Source organism: Micromonospora sp. AB353, assembly GCF_049538395.1.
Lineage (GTDB): Bacteria > Actinomycetota > Actinomycetes > Mycobacteriales > Micromonosporaceae > Micromonospora > Micromonospora aurantiaca.
In genome coordinates, this window is the sequence record NZ_JBMVFV010000056.1 from 1 (window position 1) to 22,680 (window position 22,680).

Consider the following 22,680-nt stretch of genomic DNA (forward strand, 5'->3'; position numbering starts at 1 on the left):
CGCGTCCAGGACCGTGAGGCCCGCCGCGCCGGCCGCCGTCGGCCCGTCCGCGCCGAACATCCCGACCACCACCGACGGGTACGCGCCGCGCAGCGCGCCGACGTGCCCCAGGCCGTCGCGGCCGCCCGGCCCGGTCAGGAAGAGGAGCGTGTCGCCGAGCCGGTCCCGGCGCAGCCGCCCGGTCGCGGCGGGCAGCACGTCCGGCCCCGCGTCCGCCAGCTCCACCGCGGCGAGCCGGTCCAGCGGCCCGGCCGCGCCCGCGGGTTCCACCTCGGCCGGTACGACGAGCAGCAGGTGCACCGGCAGGTCCTCCCGCACCGCCGCGGCCACCACCGACGCGGCCGCCTCGCACGCCGACTCGAACGACTCCGCGACACCGCCGGCCCGGTCCGGATGCGCCGACGCCCGGTTGTCCAGCACCACCACCAGGCGCGGCAGGCTGGTGTCCACGTTCTCCCGCACCATCAGCTCACCCACCCGGGCACTGGTGCGCCAGTGCACGCGGCGTAACTCGTCACCCACCACGTACTCCCGCAGCGAGTCGAACGTGATCGACCCGTGCGGCACGCTGTCGGTACGCCCGTCCAGGCTGCGCCCGGCACCGGTGGGCACCGCGGACAGCGGGTGGATGCGCGGATGCACCCACACCGGCACCGTGCCGCCGTAGCCGCGCGCCAACGCCACCAGCCCCAGCGGATCCCGGCGCACCACCCGCAGCGGCCCCACCGGCACCACCCCACGGCGATGCGTCGGCACGTCGTAGCGCACCACCGTGTCCGCGCCCGGACGCAACCGCAGCAGCGGCACCGGCACCAGCGCGCCGGCGCAGCGGTCCTCGGCCACCAGGTTCGCCGCCCGCAGCCGGCCGGTGTTGCGCACCGTCAGCTCCATCGCCGCCGGCTCACCACGGGCCACCCGGTCCGGGTCGGCCCGTCGTTCCACGCTCAGCCGGGTCCGCCAGGCCGCGTTCACCACCGCGTAGCCGACCGCCACCGCGGCCGCCGCGCCGAGCACCGTCAGTTCCGGGTACGCGTAGCGGAACCCCACGCCGAGCAGCACCAGGGCGGCGACGAGCAGCCCGATGCCACGGGCGGTGATCCCCACGCTCAGCCGTGCACCGCTGTGGCCTGGCCCGACGGCAGCGGCACCGGCACCGACGCCACAGCCTGGCGCAGCACCTCGGCGGGCGTGACACCCCGCACCTGCGCATCAGGGGTGAGCAGCAGCCGGTGCGCGAACACCGGCTCGACGAGCGCCTTCAGGTCCTCCGGCATGATCCAGCCCCGGCCGTCGATGAGCGCGTACGCGCACGCCGCCCGGGTCAGCGCGATCACCCCACGCGGGCTCACCCCGACCCGCACCTGCGGATGGGTACGCGTCGCCGCCGCGAGCCGCACCGCGTACGCGTAGAGCGGCTCGGCGATGTGCACCCGCCGGGCCATCTTCACCATCTCGCCCACGGTGGCGGTGTCGGTGACGGAGGTCAGCGAGTCGGGGGAGCGGACCGTGGCGCCGCGCAGCACCTCCACCTCGACCGCCTCGTCCGGGTAGCCGACCGACAGCTTCACCAGGAACCGGTCGAGCTGGGCCTCCGGCAGCCGGTACGTGCCGTCCATCTCCACCGGGTTCTGCGTGGCCACGACCAGGAACGGCTGCGGCACCGGATGCCGGACGCCGTCCACCGTGACCGTCCGCTCCTCCATCACCTCCAGCAGCGCCGACTGGGTCTTCGGCGACGCCCTGTTGATCTCGTCGGCGATCACGATGTTGGCGAACACCGGCCCCGGGTGGAACTCGAAGCCCCGGCTGGCCTGGTTGAAGATGGTCACCCCCGACACGTCGGAGGGGAGCAGGTCCGGCGTGAACTGGATGCGCCGCCACTGCCCCTTCACCGTCGCCGCGATCGCCCGCGCCAGCGTGGTCTTGCCGACGCCCGGTACGTCCTCCAGCAACACGTGCCCCTGCGCGAACAGGGCGGTCAGCGCCAGCCGCACCACCTGCGGCTTGCCCAGCACGACCGCGTTGACGTTGTCGGCCAGCCGGGCGGCCAGGGCGGCGAAGCCCTGCACCTCCGGCTGGCTGAGCGGTTCGTGCGTGTTCACGGATGCGCCTCTCGGGTGCGGTCAGCAGGCAGGCAGGACGCCGAGGTCGTCGCCGCCCTCCAGGTTGAGCCAGGCCCACGGGATGTACGTCTTGCCCTTGTAGTCCACCTGGACCCACCAGGTGCTCTGCTTGTTGTTGTTGTAGATCCAGGCGTCCACGTCCTCGCCCTTCACCTTGCAGTACGTGCGCAGCCGGTGGCCGTCCGGCACCCAACCGGCCTGCCGGTCGTTGTCCTGCCTCGGCACCTCGAAGATCTCGTTGCCGTTGCGGCCCGGCACGTCCTTGTCGCAGTACGTCCGCTGGTCGCCGTCCGGACCGTTCTTGCAGGTGGCGACGCCGTACACCGGGTCGGTGGTCTGCGCGCGCGAAGCGGTGCCCTTACCAGCGGCGTTGGACGCGGTCAGCGTCACCGTGTACGCGGTACCCGGCGTCAGCCCGGTCACCCGCAGGCTGGAACAGCTTCCGCTCGCCGTCTTCCCGCCGGTCGCCGCCGTGCAGGAGGCGCGCCCGCCGCCCGCGTCCACAGTGAACGTCACAGTCACCGACGTGGCGTCCGCCGACGAGCCGGTCACCGTGATCCGGGGCTCGGCCACCGTCCGCGCGGTGGTGCTCGCCTCCGGTCCCGGCCCGGCCTCGTTCACGGCCTTGACCTTCACCGTCACGTTCTGCCCGTCGCCCAGGCCGCCCACAGTGGCCTGCACGTCTGTCACCTCGACGGACTTCCCGGCCGCCTCCACCACGTACTTCGTCACCGGCCGGCCGTTGTCCACCGCCGGGGACCACTGCACCGCGATCGTGCCCGGCTGGTCGGCGACTGTGGACGCGCGCAGCTCGGTCGGTGCCTTCGGCACGGTGAACGGCACCACCGTGTTGCTCACCGGCGACGCCTTCGACCCGGCGCCCTTCTCGCTCACCGCTGTCACGGTGAACGCGTACTGGGTGCCGTACTCCAGTTGCCCGGCCGGCACCACCAGCTCCGTCTTCGCCGACTCACCGGCCGGGGCGCTCGCACCCGCCGAGGTCGCCGTCACCGCGTACCTCGCGATCGTGTTGCCCTGGCCGTCGGCCTCGGGCCAGCTCACCCGCACCGTGCCGTCCGGCCGCGCCTCGGCGGTCACCGACGCCGGCGGGTCCGGCACCTCGGCGGTCGGCACCACCGGGTTGCTGCGCCGCGCCGGCCCCTCACCCTTGGCGTTCACCGCGTGCACCGAGAACGTGTACGTCTCACCGTTTGTCAGACCGGTGATCTCCAACGAGCGCTGGTTCGCGCCGACCTGGTGGGTCTGACCGGCGCCCTCCACCACGTACCGGATGATCTCGGCGCCGTTGGACGCGGCGGCCTGCCAGCTCACCCGCGCCGACGCGTCACCGGCGGCGGCGGTGACCGACTTCGGCGCACCCGGCTTGGACACCTTCGGCTTCTTCGGCGGGGGCGGCGGCGGAGCCACCGGCGGCGGGTCACCGCCCAGCACGTCGTTGGCGTACTTGTCGACCTCACGTACCTGGTTGCGGTCGTCGACCACCTGCGCGGTGGACGAGTCCGGCGGGTTGATGAACAGGTGGTTCTCGCGCACCTCCAGCTCGACCGGGCCGGGCCGGCCGGAGCCCTTCACGGTCTGCACGAGCTGCCCCTCGCCGTCGAAGGCGTACACCGTGCCGGTGGTCTCGTCGGCGCAGTAGAACCGGCCCGCCCACGCCACCGCCGGGCTCAGCCGGGCACCGGAGCCGGGCACCGTGAACCGCTTCACCTCGCGGCTGTCCCGCACCACGTGCACCGACCGGTCACCGGGGACCGTGACCGGCACCTGCGGCCCGCTGGTACGCGTCGGCAGGTTCCCCGGCGCGCTCATGCTCAGCTTCGCCCGCTGCGTCTGCCCGCCGACCACAGTCACCAGCGACGCCGAGGTCCGGTCCAGCACCGCGACACCCTCGTCCAGCGCGGACACCACCAGCTCGTGCGCCGGCTCGGCCACGTCGTACGTCTCGACCCGCTTCGGGCTGAGCCCGGCCGGCGGCGCGTCACCCGGCGTCTCCGGCAGCTCGGCGGCGGTCACCGCCGAGACGGTGCCCTCGCTCGGCACCGCGATCCACAGCTTGCCGGCGCCGTCGAACGTGCCACCGGTGATGCCCGGCGGGTAGCGCACCGGCTCACCCACCGGCGTCAGCGCCCGCGGGTCGAGCTGCCGGACGATGCCCTGCACCGCGTCCACCACGAACGCCGCGTCCTCGTGCAGCGCCACGCTCACCCCGAACCCCGGCGCGGTCGGCGTGGTCGCGGTGATCTGCAACGTCGCCAGGTCCAGCGAGCTGACCTGCCCGGTGTTGAGGTCGCGCAGGATCAGCAGCCGGTCGGTCTGCGCCACCTGCATCTGGTGCCGCCGCCCACCCGGCACCTCCATCCGGGTGTCCACCCGCGCGGTGACGCCGTTGACCCGGGCCAGCTCGCTGCGGGTGGTGCTCCACAACCAGGACGACGCGTCGAAGCTCGCCACCGCGTTGTCGGCCGCGCCCAGCCCGAGCACCGTCAGGCCCATCGCGGCCAGCAGCGCGGCCACCGTGCCGATGGTGACCAGCCCGCCCCGCATCCGCGACCGTGGACGAGCCTGCTCCGGCCCGGTGCCCGTGACGTCCTCGATGGTGGTCACTGCCGGCTGCCTCCCCGTGTCGGTGGGGGAGAGACGCCGAGCACGGCCGACCCTCCCCAGAGCCGGGAGCCATCATAGGTGCCGCCCGGAGCCGGTGAAACCCGCACCGTCCTCCTGTGGACACCGAGCGTGTCGTCCGTGGACGCTCAGTTCGGCGTGGGGCCGCCCTCCCGGTCCGTGCAGACCTGACCCGAGGTGGCGTACGAATCGGTCGAGTAGACAGCCAGCACCGTGAAGCAGTAGTCCAGCTTCGCGCTCAGCCCGTTCACCGTGTAGCGGGTCTGCCCGGCGTCCACAGTCGCCATCACCCCGAGCTTCTGCCCGGCCCGGCCACCCGCCACCACGAACGGCACCCCGCCGTTCGTCGGATCGGTCCAGGTCACCGTCACGGTGGTGGTGTCGTCGCGCAGCTTCAGGTCCCCCGGCGGCGGCCCGGCCACCTTCGGCGACGCGGCGCCGGACGCGGGCACCGGAGCCGGCGGCGGCGCCGCCTCCCGGTTCAGCAACACCACGCCGACACCGACCGCCGCCACCACCGCGAGCACCGCACCCCCGACCACCAGGGCCAGCACCGTCCGGTTGCGGCCCGGCCGCTCCGGCTCCATCGGGTACGCGTCCTGCGGCTGGACCGGCGGCGGCTGGTGGAACATCGGCGGGGTCGCCGGCCAGGCGCTCTGCTCCGGCTGGGCCGGTGGCTCCGGTCGCGTGGACTCGGGGAAGTCCAGCAGATCCTCGTAGATCGTCATCTGCCGGTTCGGCTCCGGCGCGTCCTGCTCCGGTTCGCTTGCCGTCTCGGCGGGTGCCGGCTCGTCCTCGTCCGGCTCCGGGGCGGTGGGCCGGTCGACCGGCTGGGACGGGGCGGCGCTGCTCCACGGCGGCGCGACCATGCCCCACGGCGGTACGGAGGAGCCGCTGACGGGTGCCGCGCTGACCGGTGCCGCGGGTGGTCCGCTGACCGGCGGTGGATAGGTGCCGGGGGGAGCGCTCACCGGTGGGTGTCCGGCGGGCGGCGCACTGACCGGCGGCGGGTAGCCGGGTCCGGGTGGGTCGCTGATCGGCGGCCCCGGAGGACCGCTGACGGGTGGTGCGGGTGGCGCGGCGGTCAGCGACGGGTAGCCGGGTGCGGGTGGCGCGCTGATCGGCGGCGGATAGGCGGGTGCGGGTCCGCCGGTCGGTGGCGGGTAGCCCACTGCTGGTGCGGCGCTGACCGGCGCGGCACTGACCGCTGCGGCGGGCGGGCCGCTTACTGGTGGCGGGTAACCGCTCACCGGAACCCCGCTGACCGGCTGTCCAGGAGGGCCGCTGACCGGGTGCGTGGGCGGTGCGCTGACCGGCGACGTCGAGGGTGATCCGACGGGCGGTGCGCTGACCGGCGGTGCGCTGACGGGTGCTGGGTTGACGGGCGCGGCGCTGGTGGGCGGTGGGCTGATGGGGGGTGCGGCGGGCAGCGGTGTTCGGCCTGCCGGAGGCGCACCGGCGGCGGGCGTGCCGAGGGTGCCCGACGCACCTACCGACGCGGTGCCCGGCTGCTTCACACTTGCGGTGGCGTCGGTGACCGGTGCACCACCCGAGCCGCCGCCACTCGTACCCGACGTGCTCGCCGGTGGTCCGCTGACCGGGGGTTCGCCGGTGGAGGCGGTCGCTGCGGGCTTCGCCGAAGCGTCGCGCGCTGCCTTTGCGGCGGTGCGTTCCGCCTCCTCTTCCAGCAGCGGGCCGATCTGCTGCACCTGGATCGTCGGCTTGTCCCAGCCCGGTCCACCGGGGACGGGCGGCACGGTAGGGGCGCTGGGCCCGCCCGTTCCGGTATCGGCCGGATCCGTATCCGCCGCCCGGTCCGTATCCGCCGCCCGGTTCGTATCGGGGCGTGGGGGAGCGGGGACGGACCCGGTCGTCGGCGTCGCCCGCTGGGTCGGCGCCGATCCGGGCATCACGGGGGCCGAGGTGGGTGCCGCCGGGGTGGCAGTGGCCGCTGCGGATTCCGCCACCGGCCGGGAAGCCGGCGTCGGCAGCACCGTCGAGCCCGCAGTGGTGGCCGGTGGCGGGGTGGCCGGGGTCGACCCCGGTGCGGTGACCGGCGGGACGACCGGAACGGCCGGCGGTGGTGGCAGGACATCGCGCTCCGGCGACGGGACGCGCGGCGCCGGCGGGATGCCTCCGGTGGAGGGCGGTGTCTCGACGACCGGCGTTGCGGGCGGGGGCGGGATGACCGGCGGAGGCGGTAGCGGATACGCGCCGACTGTCCCGGGCATCTGTGAGGGCGGCAGCGGCCTACTCGCCTTGCCCGGCGTCTGCGGCGGGGCGCCGACGGTGCCGGCTGTCTGCGGGGACGGTAGCGGTCTCCCAGCGGTGCCAGGTACCGGCGGAGGAGGGACCGGAGGCGCGCCGGCCACGCTCGGCGCCGGTGGTGGCGGGACTGGAGGCGTACCGGCCACGCTCGGCGCCGGTGGTGGCGGGACTGGAGGCGTACCGGCCACGCTCGGCGCTGGCGGGACCGGACGTGCGGGGACGGACGGCGCTGAGACGGGCGCGACATGCGCTCCGGCGGCCGAGGACGCCGGGCCCGGCATCGGAGGCACCGCTGGCCTCGCAGGGGCGCGGGGCGGCACCGGCGTCACGCCCGGAGTGACGGCCGGTCGACCGTAGGTTCCGGGCGGAAGCGGGGTGGCACCTGGCGCCGGTGGAACCGTGGTCACGCCCTGAGCCGGCGGAACCGGGGTGACACCGTGGGCCGGGGGCACCGGGCGGACGCCGGGAGTCTGCGGGGCGGCCCCGGCAGACGGCGGTGCCGCTGGTGCGGTGGTTTCGACTGGCACCACCGGGAACCGGGAGGTGGCCTCTTCCGTGATCGGCGCGAACCGCGTCGTCGCCTCTGAGACAGCCGGCGAGGGCGGCGCCCACGGACTCGTGGGCCCGTTCGGCCCGGCGCCGGGAGGCTGGTGCGGGGCAGGCGCCGCCGGGGGCGGAGGAGTGATCGGCGCGGACTGAGGTGGCTGCCCGGTGTGGGGCCCATGCGGTGCCGGGCCCGGGCGGGGAGCCCACTGTGAGCCGGGTACCGGCGGATTCGCTGCGGGCGCACCCGGGGCGACGGGCCGGGGCGGTGCCGGGGCGTGCGGGTGCGGCGGTGGGACAGGCCGCAGCGAGACGGTGGGCTCGGACACTCCGTGCCCGGGGTACCCGGCGGAGGCGGGACCGGGTTGGCCGGGCCGGACCGGGCCGAGGTTCCCCGGCAATGCCGGATCGGCATGTCCGGGCACTGACGGATGGGAGTGCCCGGGGCGGCCCGGACTCGGGTAGCCGGGCAGGGGCGGAGCGGGGTGCGGTGCGGCAGCGGCGGCGGAGCCGCCGGGGGAGGGGCCATAGCCTGCGGGAGCGGCGGCGGAGCCGCCGAGGTACTGGCGGGCTGCGCGTACCGCGGGGTGGTCCGGGCCGAGCACGGCGGACCCGGTGGTCGCCACCCGGCTGTAGTTGCGGCGGGCCTCGTGCCGGTTGCCCAGCTCCTCGGACACCCCGGCGAGGTCGAAGCTGAGCGCGAGCATCAGCGGGTCGGCCTCGCCGCGGCGGCGCTCGCCGGCCGCGTAGGCCTCTTCGAGTACGCGCCGGGCGGCGGCCGGGTCGTCGGCCTCGCGGTGCAGCCGGGCCAGCAGGTGTCCGGTGGCCAGGACGTCCTGGTGGTCCTCGCCGTACGCCGGGCGGGCCGCGATGATCGCGTCGGCGAGCAGGCGGCGGGCGCTTGTCAGATCACCCGCGGCGCGTAGCGCGAGGGCCTGGTGTTGAGTGGCGATCAACGGGGAGGGGTGGGACACGTGAGCAATGCTGCCCGGAATCGCCTGTTGCGCGCTACCCACCCGATCGTTGTGGCCGTTGACCTGCGCGAACATGCCGCGCTGGAGCTGATGTGCATGATCGTTCTGGGCCGTGTACAGTAATGCCCCGTGCGGCCCGCCAGGCCGACCGATGCGGTGAGTAGCTCACATTGGTCGACCGGGTAGGCTGGCACGTGCAGGTCCGGGTGGCGGAATGGCAGACGCGCTAGCTTGAGGTGCTAGTGCCCGTATAGGGCGTGGGGGTTCAAGTCCCCCCTCGGACACATCATTACCACATATCGATCATGATCCGCGCAGGTTGACCTGCGCGGATCTTTCCGTGGTTGGTGTGCAGTGTTCCTGGTCGCAGACGATGGTGATCTTCCTTCTGTGTAGGAGTGTGACCAGGTCGTGTGGAGTCTGGATCCCGCTGGGGAGGCGCGCATGGTCGGCGAGTCGCGCGATGATGTGGTCTTCTCGGACGTAGAGGGTCTTCTGTCGCCCGGTGCGAGGTCGTCCGTGAGCCCGTGCCAGGGCTGCTGCCAGGAGTAGCCTGCCGTGGTGAAGTACACCAAGCGACGACTACACGGCGACGCTCCCACGCAAACGTATGGGGCAGCTGTCTTGTTCACCGACGCTGTCAGGCCGTCGGACCCCGGTTGAAACAGCGCCTATGCCTTCAACTGTTCGAGGTCGTTCAGTGCGGCTACGACGACGTTCCAGGCGATCCGGACAGTGTCGTCGTCGGGCGAGTAGTGCTGCTTAATCTGCTTCTTCGGGTGTACCAGGTTGCGGTGGTTGCGCAGTACGTGGGCGTAGTCGATCACGTCTTGAGCGACCCACCGTTTTTCGGCGGCCAAGTTGATCAGCGACTCCAGGTGATCGTTGAGGCGCTGGTCACCGGTGTGGTGAGCGAGCGCCACGTCATAGAGGACGCCTTCGAGCAGGCTTCCGAGCATGACGACGGCGGCGGTGCAGGCACCGGATTGCCAGCAGAGGTGGGCTTCGTTGAGTCGGGCGGTGAGGTGGCGGCCGAAGTCCGGGTCTTTCAGGATGTTGGCGAGGCTCGCAGTGAGTTCCAGCGGCACCTGCATGGTAGGTCGCGTCATCATCGGAGTCTGTGTGACGAGTTCGGGACGGCCCGCCGCGTAGCGGATCTGATAGCCCTCCACGGCGAGTAGGGCGTTGAGGTCGTCGACGAGGTGGCGCCGGGCTTCGTCGTCGTCGAGATACTCGCGGGGGTCGGCGAGGCGGAGCAGCAGTCGGCGAAGCCCGTCAGGTTCGCGGCGGCGACGCAACGTGTGAAGGACCCACTCGCGGCGCCCGCCGGTCACCTCGCCTACGCGGCGCCAGCCTGCGGCCTCGAACAGGGCGGTGATCTGCCGGCCGGTCCGATAGTAGGGGGTGCTGTCGTCGCCGCAGATGAGGTCCGCGAGTCGGTCGAGGACTTTGCTGTCGAGTTCGACAGTGACCTCGTTGCCGTTGTTGATGGGATCAGTTGTCACAGGTTCTGCTCCTCATGCGCGAAGGGCAACTCGATCGGCTCCCACGCGTCGGCAGGGGTGTCCGACGCGCTCCGCGGGAAGATCCCACGTTCGGTGAGCCGGGCGAACAGGGTCGCTAACTCCTTGTGGGCGTCGAGCTCGAACTCACTTTCCCGAATGCGGATGACTTCCCAGCCCATGCGGAAGAGTTCTCGGTCGCGACGCCCATCGGAGACGACGTCCGTCGGTCGGGTGTGCCAGCGGTGGCCGTCGCATTCCACCGCGAGCCTGCCGCCGCTTCCGACGACCACGAGGTCAAGCGTGCGCGATCCGACCTTGAACTGGGGCACCACGTGGTAGCCGCGACGTTTGAGGATTCGGAACACGCGCTGTTCCAGCAGGGATTCGAACGGAGGGCACCGGCGGTCGGCGCTGACGCTCTTGAGGTCTGGCGATGGTCCGAACACGGACGGCGGGTTCATCATGTAGCCGATCAGGGAAGCGCGCAGGTCGTCGGGTTTGTAGTCCTTGGGCGGCACGGAGGTGAACAGCCACAGTTGGTCGCGGGCGCGGCTAGCGGCGACGTTGTAGTTCTGGTAGAGGTTCTCGCCGACACGTCGGGGCGCCGCAGTGACGACGGTGGACAGGAAGATGACGTCGCGCTCTGCTCCTTGGAAGGTGGGCGCCGAGCCGACGCTGACCTGGCGGGCGGCGCGGACTTCCGGTGCGACGGCCGTGTTGATCTCGTGGTCAAGGAGTTTGATCTGTCCGTGTCCGTGAAGCACGATGACGCCGAACGTTTTGCCCGCATACTGGGGATCGTTCAAGCATTCAAGCAGTTGCGAGACGATGCGTTTCGCCTCCACCGGGTTGCGGATTGCCTGTGCAGATCCCTCCTGGTAGGTGCCCTCGACGTGGCAGACGCGCAGCGGCTCCAGATCGGTAGCTTTCCTCTCGCGCAAAGGAATGATCTCGCTGGCCCCGCGGTAGAACTGCTCCTTCGACCAGTTGATGATTTCGGGCATGCATCGGAAGTGTTCTCGTAAGCGGACGACGGCGTCCTTTCCGGATCGCGCCGAGAGGAGACCGTACAGGTGGGCCTTGGGGGTGAAATGGTACCGGATTTCGGGATCTAGTTCTCCCAGGTGCTCCGAAAGGGCTCGGAAGTGTTCGTCGAAGGTCCTGCCCATCCGATTGGGCGCCGGGGTGCATTGCTGGTCGTCGCCGACAACGATGATCCTTGGTGCCAGCCATAAGAGAAACAGGTGTTCCAGCCCAACCTGACTCCCCTCATCAACGATGACAACATCGAAGGCATTGCGTTTGACGGTCAGATTCTCCAGCAGGCTCGGCAGAGGGATTACCCATGCAGGCACGATGCCCTGTGCTTTGCCCATCGCCGCCTGCGCTGCCTGACGCAGTTCGCGAACCTTGCGGCCGCCGCCGGCCCCGATCTGCTTGCGGAACCCGCGGAAGCTGCGGAGGGCCCGCATGTCGGCGTCAGTCATGCGGTTGACGAGCGCCCGGGTTGCTTCGGCCGCTGCCAGTTGCTCGGTGACCTGGGCAAGGTGTATTTCGACGTCGTCGTAGTCCCGTCTGACCTCTTGCTCCGTGCCGGCAGTGCGCCGTGTCCGCACGAAATGGTCCGCGTGGTACCAGGCCCACGCCGCAGGCAGATCCCGCATACGGGCGTCCCAGCGAGGATCGACGCAGCTGTCTTGCAGCAGGTGAAGCAGTTGCGGATGCGCACTGTCCAGTAGCTGCGTGAGTCTGAGGCGGCGCCGCTCGGCCTGCTGCTCGTGGCGGGCAGTGTCCAGTGCAGCGATTGCCTGGCGGTATCCTTCGAGGGATCGCTGGTCGATCGCGGCGATGACGAGTTCAACCTCGCGGCACGAATCCTCGCGCGTCAGGTGCCTTCGGACCGCGTCACGGTGTCCAGCTACGGCGGCCTGTGCTGCTTGCAGGCGGATGTGATGGCGGGCGGCTGCGGTCGATGAGATCACCGCGCTGACGTCGTCAATGGTGGATAACCTGGCCGGCAGACCGGCGGCTTCCAGGTGGTCGCGGATGGCGGTGTGGACGGCGGCGAGCTGTCGGACGTCCAAAAGGAGGCGGTGCGAATCTTGCAGCTCGGACAAGGTTGCGGTCACACGGCCAGGCGTGACAACTACTCCGACGTCGGCCCACAGCCGCAGGAGTTGGGTGGTTTCGATGTGGACTTCAAGGTGATCAAGCGCGGCGTCTAGCAGAGGCAGCGTGGTCGGCGGCCTTCCATCGACGCGTATGCCGCTGATCAGTGCGGTGGCCCTGATGCGTGCAGGTTGGACGGCGAGAAGCGTGCGACAGGTCAGACTCGTGAGGTGAGTGCGGAGTTCGCGGCCCACGGCGAGCATATGGCGGGCTTGCCCCAGGTCGAGCTCACCAGCGTTTGTGAAACGCACTTCCGCACCTAGTGTGTGCGCCCGAAGCTTGGCCTGAAGGCGCTCGGCGCGGCCGGCGACCTCGGCCACGTGCCGCCACAGGGACTGCCGCCGTCCTGAGAAGTGATCTGCGATGGCACGTGCCACCCAGTGCGGCGACGACCCTGAGTCCGCGTCCAATCCGAGCCGCTCCGCGATGGCGGTGAAGCGCTGCCCGAGCAGGTCCAGGTCCCTCAGCATGTCCTCACCGGCAGCCGCCAAACGGGGCGCCCACACGTTGGTGTGTTCCTGGACGGCGGCCGTGGCGTCGAGTTCGGCATCGATCGCCTCGGCGAGCACGGCCGGCTTAGGTAGGTCTGACAAGTCAGGGATCACTTGAGTGAGGCGGGCGCGTCGAGCTGGGTTCGTCGTTCGTAGCAGGTGCACCAGTTCGGTGGCTTCCGCTGTCGTCATGGGTGGCCTGTCGGGCAGCCTGGGGACGGCTGGCGGCATCCAGTCGAACTGCTCTGCGTTGCCCTTGACGTGGCGTGCGATCTGACCAAGTGATCCCCGGTAGAGTTCGGTGCTGAACCAGGGAGCGACCGGGTCGTGCGCGATGAACTCCGCCTCACGTAGATGTTGAATGCGGTGGTTGAGGTAGGCGGATCGCGACCGTAACTTGTGCCGTTCACCGCGAAGCGCCTCAACCTGCTTGGTCAGTTCCTCCGTATCGGCGTATGCGGTCAGGTGCGACAGGGCGTCAAGACCGAAGCCGACCTCGGTAGCGGCGTTTCTGCCGTCGGTCATCAGTACGCAGAGATCACGCAAAGATGCTGGTACCTTCTCGCGAAGCTCGCGCAGCGCCTGATCCTTCTGGCTCGTGACGAGCACCCGCTGCCCGCGCGCCAACAGCGCCGACGCCAAATTCGCGATCGTGTGCGTCTTGCCGGTGCCCGGCGGCCCCTGAACCACGACCCCCGTCTCGGAGCGAAGCAGCTCGATGACATGCATTTGCTCATCGTTCGTCGGCAGGGGAAAGAGAGGGTCGCTACCGAGCACGTCGCCGTTGACAGCGCCCTGGCTCCTCAGCCACCCGTTACGCTGCTCGGGCTCGGTATCCACCACGAGCTGGGCAAGCGCGACGGGAACCTCTGCGTCAGGTTGTCGTAGCGCCTCTCGGATGTGCTGGTAAGCCTCGGCAAGGAGCACCCGACTGCGCCGACGTACCAACAGCGCCGGCGACAAGCTGACCACTGGGACGCTCGGCAACTCGTCACCCGCCACTACGGGATGGTCCTCCTGGTGCAGCTCCGTATCCAGGCATTCCTCGAGGAGGCCGACGATCGGAGGCAGCAAGGCTGGCCATGGAAGGTCTCCGTCGACGATCTCCTGCCGGCGATATCTCCCACGCTCACTCCGGAACAGCTCCTGATCGTCAAAAATTTCCCGATCTTCGATCCTTCGACGTCCTGTCCCCATCGACACAGACACCTCGGCCGTCGCTCTGTCCAGTCGAACGACCACACCCTCGGCCATGACGTGACGACGAAAACGGGTGCCGTCCGGCGCTGTCCACCGAATCAGGCCGACCCCGAGAACGAACTCGTACTCGTCGTCCTGCTGCTCGATGGTCTTGGCAGCGCGCTCAAGCTGCTCGTACAACCGCCCGACAGCGTGCAGGCGCCGAGCCTCGTTGGACCATGCCTGCCACTGCTCAACCCAAGCGTCGAAGGCGCGTACGATCCGCGCCGGCGGCCCGGGACTGTCGTCGCTGTGCGGGTGGGCGTCCAGCAGGCGTGGCAAGGAACCAGCGAACCCGCCCATGGAGTCCATGTCGATCCACTCGTGCAGCAACTCCGGTGGCGCCGGCTCGGGCGGTGGTCGAGACGGGCGCAGTCGCATGATCATGTCATCTGCGGGGCTAGCAATCCACTGAACGCCGCGCGGCAGGGTGTCGAGCCAAATGACTGGATCAGGCGCGTCCGGGTCCTCCAGAATGTCGCACACTGGATCCCGCTCGACTGCGGCCGTCACCTCCGCGAGAAACTCGACCAGCTTCGTCGTTTTCTCGATCGCAATCTGACTGAGAGTCACGCTCGCATGCACCCCCTGTAAGTTCGCGGCAACGTCACAGACTGCGCCGCCGTCAACCAAGATCACAAGAGTGATCCCGCGCGCGCAGCGTGAGTAAACGGTCCGAGCAGGGGTGCAGCACGAAAATCGGACCCCGTCGCCACCTCGCCTCTGCGGTGTTCGCGGTCGGCGCCGCGATAGTCTGCAACGGATGAAGCTGTCGGCTCGAAGGTGAGGCTTGCCCGATGGGTTCCAGCTACGAACCGATGAGTCTGGCCAGGCTCGCCACTCATCTGGCATCCGCGGACACCGACCAGACTCGCTGGAAGCTCGTATGGGAGTTCCTTGAGGAGTACCGCTGGGAGCCCGCCGAAACCAGGGTCGCCCTGTTGAGCGACGAGCCCGGGCTGACGGGGGATCCGCGGTGGGATGCGCTGCTTGCCGCTGTTGCGGAGCATCTGCTGGCTCAGGCGGATCTTGCTCCGCCCGCGTGGGTCGACGCGCGTGTGCTGCGCCGGGCGTGGTTCCCGGCCGAACTGGCCATCCATCGGGCCGACGCACTGGCGTGGGCCCCGGCTGCATTCCGAAAGCATGGCGTGTACCTGTCCGTTCACGATCTGGCGGCGGCGTGAGCGGGTCAGGCGGCGTGCTGATGGGGCGCGCGGAACTCGAACGCGCGTTCACTCACTTGGGCGAGCGGCTTGTCCGTCGCGGGGTCGTGGCCGACATCTTCGTTGTGGGTGGTGCCGCAATGGCGCTCGCTTACGATGCGAAACGGGTGACCAGGGACGTCGATGCGATGTTCGTCCCGCACGGTGTCGTCCTTGACGAGGCGCGTGCAGTGGCCGATGAACTGGGTCTGCCGCCGTGGTGGCTCAACGAGCAGGCCAGTGTGTATGTCTCCGGCAAGAACGACCCAGGCAGGCGGCGGGTCTTCGACCACCCTGGCCTGCGCGTGATGGCGGCCTCGCCGGAGCATATCTTCGCGATGAAGGCGCTTGCGGCGCGGACCCGCGACGTGGACGACCTTCGCATCCTGGCAGCGCTGGCCAAGGTGGCGACAGTGGATGACGCCCTACGTCTGTGCAGCGATTTCTACCCTGACGAAGTCGTTTCGCCGCGGGCCATGGGAGTCATCCGCGAACTGTTCGAGTAGGTCGAGCGCTGCCGCCGAGTGCGGGAAGAACCCCGACGTGCCGTGCTGCAATTGGTCAGCCTGTGCATTTCGCGCGTCGCAAGAGCGAGTTGGCCGAATCCGTTAAGATTCGAGGCAAGCCACTGAGAGGCAGGACCTGTATGAGGTCTCGGCTGAGTGAGTGTCCGGCGACGGCGTGGCGGTCTGCCCAATCGAGTCCAGGGCCTGCGCTGCCTGGAAACGGGCGGATGCTTGCGTGTTTGTGCCACGAACACGCAGCCGAGGGGCAAGCACTTGAGCCAACCCTGGCCGTACCGTAATCTATGAGCATGCGCACCCGAAATGGTGCACATATGATACGTGCAGGTGTTCGTATCCCCCCTCGGACACGCATTTCCCCCACGAAGCGTGATTTATCTTCGCGGTTCGTGCGATCCCCGTCCCGTTGGGCGGGGATCTTTGCTGTGCGGGTCAGGACGCTCGTCGGGGCGGTGAGCGGGAAGACCGCCGTGTCAGTTTCGGCGGTCCGGGCGTCGTGGTCGCACACGAGGATCATGTTGTGGAGCCGCACGTAACCAGCAACGCTGTCTGCTGGAGTCGATGACCGACGCTCGCCCCAAACTCCCGTGGGCGCCACTTGCCAGGGTGAACGCATCGTTGAGCGACACGGCCGATGGCACGACAGGGCCACAGATGCCGGCCGAAGCTTTCCGCTCCGGCCGGCATCGCGTATTCCGATGTTGGCTCAGGAGGTCGGTTGGAAGAGGATCCGGCGGTAGTCGCTCAGGTTGTGCGTGCCGTTGTCTATCACTTCCAGGATCACGTGGAAGCTTTTCCCGGCCGCGTTGGCGGGAACGTTGATCGTGGCGGTGCTGGAGGTGCTGTTCGCAATGGTGACGGGTCCGGAGTACGTACCGGCGTCAGACTGGATCCACCAGTTGTACCGCAGTCCGTTGCCATCGGGGTCGAAGGTCTTGGAGGCGTCGAGCGTGACTGACGTTCCCTGCTTGGGCGTCTTCATGAGGACGCTGACGCCGTCGTCACCGTCGAGGACGATGATCGGGTTCCGGTTGCCGCTGCCGGACTGCGCCCAGTCCATCCTGGCGGCGAAGTTGTTGAAGGACGCCGAGTAGAAGCGACTGTTGTAGGTGCCGCACGAGCCGGCGCCGGTCCATACGTTGTTGGAGTCGCCGGTGAAGGTTCCGCCCCAGCTTGCTTGGTTCGGGGAGTCGGGGTCGTTGAGCCCGGTGGGTGTCACGTAGAGGAAGGAGGGCGTATCGCCCTCGACCCCGTACACGTAGTTGGGATACTGCCGGCCGAGGTTGCCGTGCCCCTGGATGTGGGTCTGGTATTGACTCCAGTTGGACTTGCCTGTGCCGTTCTGGAACTTCCAGGCGCACTCGTCCCAGATGAACAACAGGTTCCCGCCGGACACTCCGCGCATCCACTGGTGGGAGCTGGCGCTGATGGGCTGCGAGGACGACCTGTCCTGGTCGGTGATGGTGTAGACCCGCAGCTTGCGCAGGAACGAGGTGAACTGCTCCTGGGTGCGGTCCTGCTTGACCCGCCAGATCGACTGGGCGGCGGTGTTGCCGCCACCCCACACGGTGACGTACAGGGGGCGAGCGTCGTTCTCGTCGGCCAGTCGGATGATCTGGTTGCTGCCGGGCGAGTCGTTCGAGGCCCCGAGGAACTGGACGCCCCGGTTGCGGCTGCCGGTCATGGTGCGGTCGCGCAGGTACTGCGCGCTCGGCCAGTAGCCGATGTCCTGCCGGCTTTCGTCCTGGGCGAAGCCGGTCTGACCCGACCGCTTCATCAGGTTGGGCAGGTCCTTCTCGTACGCGTTGATGGTGTCGTTGATGATGCTGATGAAGCCGCTCTTGGTCGGGTCGTTGAGCGTGTCGATGCTCCACCCGGTGGTGAGCACCAGGGCCTCGATCTCGTACATGTCCGCGTGCGCGAGGAGGCGGGTGAGCGATTCGTGGTCGTCCGGCTCCCAGGTGGAGATGTCGGTCAGCACGACCATCCGCGGCTTCGATGACGACTTCCGCACCGCGACGGTCTTGGTGAGGGTGTTGGTGCGACCGTCGTTGTCGGTAACGGTGAGGGTGATGTTGTAGGTGCCTTCGGTAGTCCAGGTGTGGGTGGTGGTGGGGCCGGTGGCGGTGGTGTTGTCGCCGAAGTTCCAGGTGTAGGTGGTGATGGTGCCGTTGGGGTCGGTGGAGGTGGTGCCGTTGAGGGTGACGGTGTCGCCGGGTTTGGGGTTGGGTGGGGTGATGGTGAAGTCGGCGATGGGGTCGCCGTTGTTGATTTTGATGGTTCGGGTGGTGGTGGCGGTGTTGGCGTTGCTGTCGGTGATGGTGAGGGTGACGGTTTTGTCGCCGGTGGTGGTCCAGGCGTGGATGGTGGTGCGGCCGGTGGCGGTGGTGCCGTCGCCGAAGTTCCAGGTGTAGGTGGTGATGGTGGCGCCGGGGGAGGTGGAGGTGGATCCGTCGAGGGAGACGGTTTGGCCGGTGGTGGGGTTGGTGGGGGAGTAGGTGAAGGCGGCGGTGGCGCCGGCGGGGGTGACCTTGATGGCGTTGACCTTGGCGTTTTCCACGTTGGACACGAACTGGATGTTCAGGGTGCCGTCGGTGACTGCCACGGTGGTTTGGGTGGTGTAGGCGTTGTTGGCGCCGGCTTTGGCGTAGATGTCGAGGTCGGTGATCTTCTCGGTGCCCTCCATGAGCACGTCGAAGACCCGCTTGCCGGCCTGGGTGTGGTAGGTCTCGGCGAAGTAGAGCGTCACCTGGTAGGTGGCGTTGGTGAGGCTCTTGGCGTAAGAGAAGTTGCCGTATCGCTCAGTCTGGAACAGCGGGTCGTCGGTGGTTGCGCCGATGGGGACGGCGTTGGTGTAGGTGGAGCCGCCGGTGGATCCGGTGTCCGCGGCGAAGGTGGTGCCGTCGGTGCTGGTGTAGGCGCTTCCACCGGCGTTGATCGCGAAGGTGGTGGGTGCCGGCGGTGGTGGGGTGGTGGTTCCGGAGAACTGGAACCAGTCGACGTTGATGTTGCCGTTGACGAAGACGAGTCGTACGTCCTGCGTGCCGTTCTGGGCCGGCAGGGTCAGGGACTTGGTCTGGTAGGTGTCCCACCCGCCGGTTCCGGGGACGGTGAGGGTGCCGAGGTTGGCGCCGCCGACCCAGACCTGGATTGCGGTGTTGCCGCCGCCGTTGGCGGCGTTGATCTGGATGGTGTTCGTGCCCGAGTGCAGGTCGACGCCGTTGTACTGGGTCCAGGCGTTCGCGCCGACGTAGCAGAGCACGCCGTTGCAGACCTGCAGCGAGCCGCCTGAGCTGGTGTAGCTCTCGGCCTCGATCTTCGACCAGCCGTCCACCGTGGCGGCGGCTTGGGCGTGCACCGGCCGGGCGCCGGACCACAACGCCATCAACACCAGCAACGGCACCGTCACCAACGCCACCGACAACCGATACCTCATCGACAACATCACAACCTCCACAAAGAAGAAGAAAACAATGGCCAGAAGAATTCGACGCCACGCAGGATCTGCTGCGGCTTGTCGAAGAATGGTTTCTCCGCCCTCCGTTCTCCTTCCTCGCCGAGCCATGGAACGGCGCATTAACAATGCGGAGAAGGATGCCACGAATCGCCCCGGGCCGACCGGTGGAGAGTGGGCAACGGTGCGCTCTGCGCCGCTCGCCGCTGTCGATCAATCCGGTCAGCCGAGTTGATTGCCTCGGCTATCAAATTGACTGTGATGATTGCACGGGCTTGCTTGTGTGACAAGTTCCATTCATCTGTGAGTAGATATTCAAGGTCGGAGTCGCAGGTGATCCCGGCGCCAGCGTCGCGAGACGGCGCAGAGGCTGGGTGGCGGGCCCGTGGCCGGCGGTCGCCGACCGGATGGCGGGACGAGGGCCCGCTGGCGGGTCGGTCGTCGTTGCGCAGTCAAGTCATTGACATTGCTGAGTCGTTAACTCTACCGTAGCTGCATGCATCGTCGGGAAGGAATATTTATGCATCCCGCGAGTGCCCGCACGGCCGTGGCCGCTACTGACGGTGCTTCACCCCCCATTTCCCCGGTAGGACATCCCGTACGTACCACCAACCCCCGATGGAGACCACCATGCTCCTGTCGAGACATCGGCTGTCGATGGCCGTGCTCGCGATCCCGCTGGCAGCGATGCTCCTGCTGCTCGGCGGCGTCCGGCTGGCCCAGGCCAACACCGCGTCCGCCCAGGCCAACGCCGACGGCTGGTCCAGGATCGAAGCGGAGAGCTACACCAGCTCAGGCGGCACGCTGCAGGTGTGCAGCGGGGTCCTGTGCTACGTCGGAGCCAACGCCTGGACCCAGTACAACGGCGTCGACCTGCACACCGGGACCACAGCGGTCCAGCTGAACGTCGCCAACGGCGGCGGCAACACCGGGATCCAGGTGTGGATCGGCGGCGTCAACACCGGCACCCTGACGGTGAGCGGCACCGGCGGCTGGAACACCTACCAGACCAGGTCGCTCACTCTGCCGACGCAGAGCGGGCTCAAGGACGTGAAGCTCGTCTTCGTCAACGGCAACGTCAACGTCGACTGGCTGCAGTTTTCCGGAACCCCGACGTCCCCCAGCCCGAGCCCCACCACCCCGACCCCGACCCCGACTCCCACGTCGCCGTCGGGGAAGTACCGCATCGTGATCTCGTCCGACTTCCCGACGCTCGACGGGGCCAACAGCGACCCGGACGACGTGCAGTCGATGGTCCGGTTCCTGATGTACACCAACGAGTTCGACGTCGAAGGCCTGGTCGCCTCCGCCGCCACCTACGCCAACATCGCGCGTAAGGCGAACATCCTGGCGGCGATCGACAAGTACGACCAGGTCGACGAGAACCTCCGCAGGCACGACCCGGCCTACCCCAGCCCCGCCTACCTGCGCTCGGTCACCTTCCAGGGTCGGGACGGCACGTGGGGCAAGTCGACGGCGAACAACATCGGCGCCGGCAAGGACAGCGAGGCGTCGGACGCGATCATCAGGATCGTGGACAAGCCGGATCCGCGGCCGGTGTGGTTCAGCATCTGGGGCGACAACAGCCAGGTCGCGCAGGCGATCTGGAAGGTGCAGAACACCCGCAGCTCGGCCGACTTCAACAAGTTCATCGGCAAGATGCGCATCTTCGCCATCGCCCACCAGGACGACACCATCGACTGGATGAAGCAGAACTTCCCCAGCCTGTTCATCATCCACTCGAACACCACCTACGGCGGGATGTTCTGCAACAGCGGCGACACCTCGATCTGCAACCTCGCCTGGCTCGACGCCAACATCCGCAACAACCACGGCCCGCTCGGGGCCGTCTACCCGCCGAGGGGTTGTTGCGTGTCGGGCATGCAGGAGGGCGACTCGCCCAGCTTCCTGCACCTGCTCAGCGCCAACCGCGGGCTGAACAACCCGGAGGATCCCACCCAGCCGAGCTGGGGCGGGCAGTACCGGCGCGACGGCTCCACCAACCACTGGGTCGACGGGCCCGGCGGCGGCACCATCTCGCAGTGGCGCTCCCAGTTCCAGTCGTCCTTCGCCCAGCGCGCGGACTGGAACGTGTCCTGACCGTCGCCGGATCGGTGCGCGTCGCACTCATCGTCCGTGAGTAGCCGCGACTGCCGGGCGTCACCCTCGACACCCGGCAGTCGCGCCTCGAAAGGATGGCACCACCGTGAAAGTCGCCCCGCTCAAGCCGCGCCTGGTGGTGCTGACGGACATCTCCACCTGGGAACCCGACGACCACGAGTCGCTGACGCGGCTCCTCGTCCACGCCGACATGTTCGAGATCCAGGGGCTGATCCTGACCACCGGCTGGAGCTTCGAGACTCTCGACGACCCCACCACGAGCGGGTTCATCGGCATCATCCAGGACACCATCGACGCGTACGAGCGGGATCTGCCGAACCTGATGAGGCGGTCGGAACAGGTCGGGTTCACCCAGGACGGGCGCCCACAGGAGATCGGCTACTGGCCGAGCGCGCAGTATCTGCGGGACCGGACGACGACCGGCAGCCGGAACCGGGGGGTGCGATTCCTGGGCGACACGAACGACTCACCCGGTAGCGATCTCATCATCCGGCTGGCGGAGGACGACGACGACCGGCCCTTGTGGGTGACGTTCTGGGGCGGCGGCAACACTCTCGCCCAGTCCATCTGGCGCGTGTGGCAGGACCGGACCGCCGACCAGTTGACCGGTTTCCTCCGCAAGTTGCGCGTCTACGCGATCACCGACCAGGACAGATCCCAGACCGAGCCGCTCAGCTCGAGCTCTCATCAGTGGATGCACCGCATCTCCGCGGGGCGGCTCCTGTTCATCTGGGACGAGTGCGCCTGGCGGTTCCAGAACGCCACCGGCAAGGCCAACTGGAGTGCGTACGAGACCCACATCCAGGGTCACGGCAACCTCGGGCGGCAGTATCCGAGGTATGTCTACGGGGTCGAGGGGGACACGCCCTCCTTCCTCTACCTCATGCCCGGCGGGCTCAATGATCCCGACTCACCGAACCAGGCCAGCTGGGGCGGCACGTTCACCGGCGACTCTCGCAACGTCTGGACCGGCGCCGGTTCGTGCGAGACGTACAACAAACGCTTCTACGCCGCGTCATTCAACAATTTCGCCGCCAGGATGGACTGGGCGGAATCGGGGTCTGGCAACCGGAACCCGGTCATCGTGCTCGACGGCGAGAACGGCGCCGGCGTGGTGCGGAGATCTCCCGGACCGGGGACGGCGGTCACCATCGACGCCTCCCGCACCTTCGACCCGGACGAGGACAGGCTGCGCTTCACCTGGTGGGTCCAGCCCGACGCCGGCACGTATGCCGGCCCCGTCGCCATCGTCGGAGGCAACTCCAGTATCGCCACGATCAATGTCCCCGCGGATGCGGCGGGCGAGAGCTTCCACGTCGTGTTGGAGGTCGTCGACGACGGCCCTCATCGTCTCAGCGACTACCGCAGGATCATCTTCGAGCCCGTCGCCGAAGGCGACGCCCGATGACGTGGAGAAAGCATTC

Annotated in this window: 11 protein-coding genes, 1 tRNA gene and 1 pseudogene; 5 read left to right on the forward strand and 8 right to left on the reverse strand. The window is 68.8% G+C overall.

Annotated features, from left to right (window positions below; translation table 11 throughout):
* From ACPCK6_RS21060 to ACPCK6_RS21080, 5 genes and pseudogenes are all read right to left on the reverse strand, one after another.
* The coding region (locus ACPCK6_RS21060; protein WP_423481976.1) for a DUF58 domain-containing protein at positions 1 to 1,104 on the reverse strand (1,104 nt) is incomplete at its 3' end.
* Between the two features lie 2 nt (positions 1,105 to 1,106).
* Positions 1,107 to 2,102 carry an AAA family ATPase gene (locus ACPCK6_RS21065; protein ID WP_423481977.1) on the reverse strand — a complete coding sequence of 332 codons (996 nt, stop codon included), beginning with the start codon at positions 2,100 to 2,102 and terminating at the stop codon, positions 1,107 to 1,109.
* A 21-nt stretch (positions 2,103 to 2,123) separates the two neighbouring features.
* The gene (locus ACPCK6_RS21070) at positions 2,124 to 4,688 is read right to left on the reverse strand and encodes a fibronectin type III domain-containing protein (RefSeq protein ID WP_423481998.1); all 2,565 of its coding nucleotides are present in this window, start codon (positions 4,686 to 4,688) and stop codon (positions 2,124 to 2,126) included.
* A gap of 206 nt (positions 4,689 to 4,894) precedes the next feature.
* Positions 4,895 to 5,737, reverse strand: a complete 843-nt coding sequence (locus ACPCK6_RS21075; protein WP_423481999.1) for a hypothetical protein — start codon at positions 5,735 to 5,737, stop codon at positions 4,895 to 4,897.
* Between the two features lie 2,640 nt (positions 5,738 to 8,377).
* Positions 8,378 to 8,626 (reverse strand): annotated as a pseudogene (locus ACPCK6_RS21080) (hypothetical protein); the annotation flags it as partial.
* Positions 8,627 to 8,751: 125 nt separating this feature from the next.
* Here ACPCK6_RS21080 and ACPCK6_RS21085 point away from each other — a divergent pair.
* A tRNA-Leu gene (locus ACPCK6_RS21085) sits at positions 8,752 to 8,835 on the forward strand.
* A gap of 387 nt (positions 8,836 to 9,222) precedes the next feature.
* Here ACPCK6_RS21085 and ACPCK6_RS21090 read toward each other — a convergent pair.
* Together ACPCK6_RS21090 and ACPCK6_RS21095 are read right to left on the reverse strand one after the other, a co-directional pair.
* Positions 9,223 to 10,056 (reverse strand): hypothetical protein, encoded by an 834-nt coding sequence (locus ACPCK6_RS21090; RefSeq protein ID WP_423481978.1) that lies wholly within the window; start codon positions 10,054 to 10,056, stop codon positions 9,223 to 9,225.
* On the reverse strand, positions 10,053 to 14,528 hold the full coding sequence (locus ACPCK6_RS21095; RefSeq protein ID WP_423481979.1) for a PDDEXK-like endonuclease domain-containing protein: 4,476 nt from the start codon (positions 14,526 to 14,528) through the stop codon (positions 10,053 to 10,055). The genes ACPCK6_RS21090 and ACPCK6_RS21095 overlap by 4 nt, the downstream gene beginning before the upstream one ends.
* A 224-nt stretch (positions 14,529 to 14,752) precedes the next feature.
* Here ACPCK6_RS21095 and ACPCK6_RS21100 point away from each other — a divergent pair, with 224 nt between their 5' ends.
* Together ACPCK6_RS21100 and ACPCK6_RS21105 are read left to right on the forward strand one after the other, a co-directional pair.
* A complete protein-coding gene (locus ACPCK6_RS21100) occupies positions 14,753 to 15,139 on the forward strand; it encodes a hypothetical protein (protein WP_423481980.1) in 387 nt (128 codons plus the stop codon).
* On the forward strand, positions 15,136 to 15,663 hold the full coding sequence (locus tag ACPCK6_RS21105) for a DUF6036 family nucleotidyltransferase (RefSeq protein ID WP_423481981.1): 528 nt from the start codon (positions 15,136 to 15,138) through the stop codon (positions 15,661 to 15,663). The genes ACPCK6_RS21100 and ACPCK6_RS21105 overlap by 4 nt, the downstream gene beginning before the upstream one ends.
* Before the next feature lie 724 nt (positions 15,664 to 16,387).
* Here the strand turns inward: ACPCK6_RS21105 and ACPCK6_RS21110 are convergent.
* Positions 16,388 to 19,282, reverse strand: coding sequence for a nucleoside hydrolase-like domain-containing protein (locus ACPCK6_RS21110; RefSeq protein ID WP_423481982.1), 2,895 nt, complete (start codon positions 19,280 to 19,282; stop codon positions 16,388 to 16,390).
* Between the two features lie 483 nt (positions 19,283 to 19,765).
* Between ACPCK6_RS21110 and ACPCK6_RS21115 the strand changes: the two genes are divergently transcribed.
* Together ACPCK6_RS21115 and ACPCK6_RS21120 are read left to right on the forward strand one after the other, a co-directional pair.
* Positions 19,766 to 21,235 carry a nucleoside hydrolase-like domain-containing protein gene (locus ACPCK6_RS21115; protein ID WP_423481983.1) on the forward strand — a complete coding sequence of 490 codons (1,470 nt, stop codon included), beginning with the start codon at positions 19,766 to 19,768 and terminating at the stop codon, positions 21,233 to 21,235.
* A 106-nt stretch (positions 21,236 to 21,341) separates the two neighbouring features.
* Positions 21,342 to 22,664 (forward strand): DUF1593 domain-containing protein, encoded by a 1,323-nt coding sequence (locus ACPCK6_RS21120; protein ID WP_423481984.1) that lies wholly within the window; start codon positions 21,342 to 21,344, stop codon positions 22,662 to 22,664.
* The last annotated feature ends 16 nt before the right edge of the window (positions 22,665 to 22,680 follow it).

Excerpts from the sequence above, each read along its gene's own strand:
- ACPCK6_RS21100 (WP_423481980.1), top strand. The coding sequence starts at position 14,753 with ATGGGTTCCAGCTACGAACCGATGAGTCTGGCCAGGCTCGCCACTCAT.
- ACPCK6_RS21115 (WP_423481983.1), top strand. The coding sequence starts at position 19,766 with ATGCTCCTGTCGAGACATCGGCTGTCGATGGCCGTGCTCGCGATCCCG.
- ACPCK6_RS21070 (WP_423481998.1), bottom strand. The coding sequence starts at position 4,688 with ATGCGGGGCGGGCTGGTCACCATCGGCACGGTGGCCGCGCTGCTGGCC.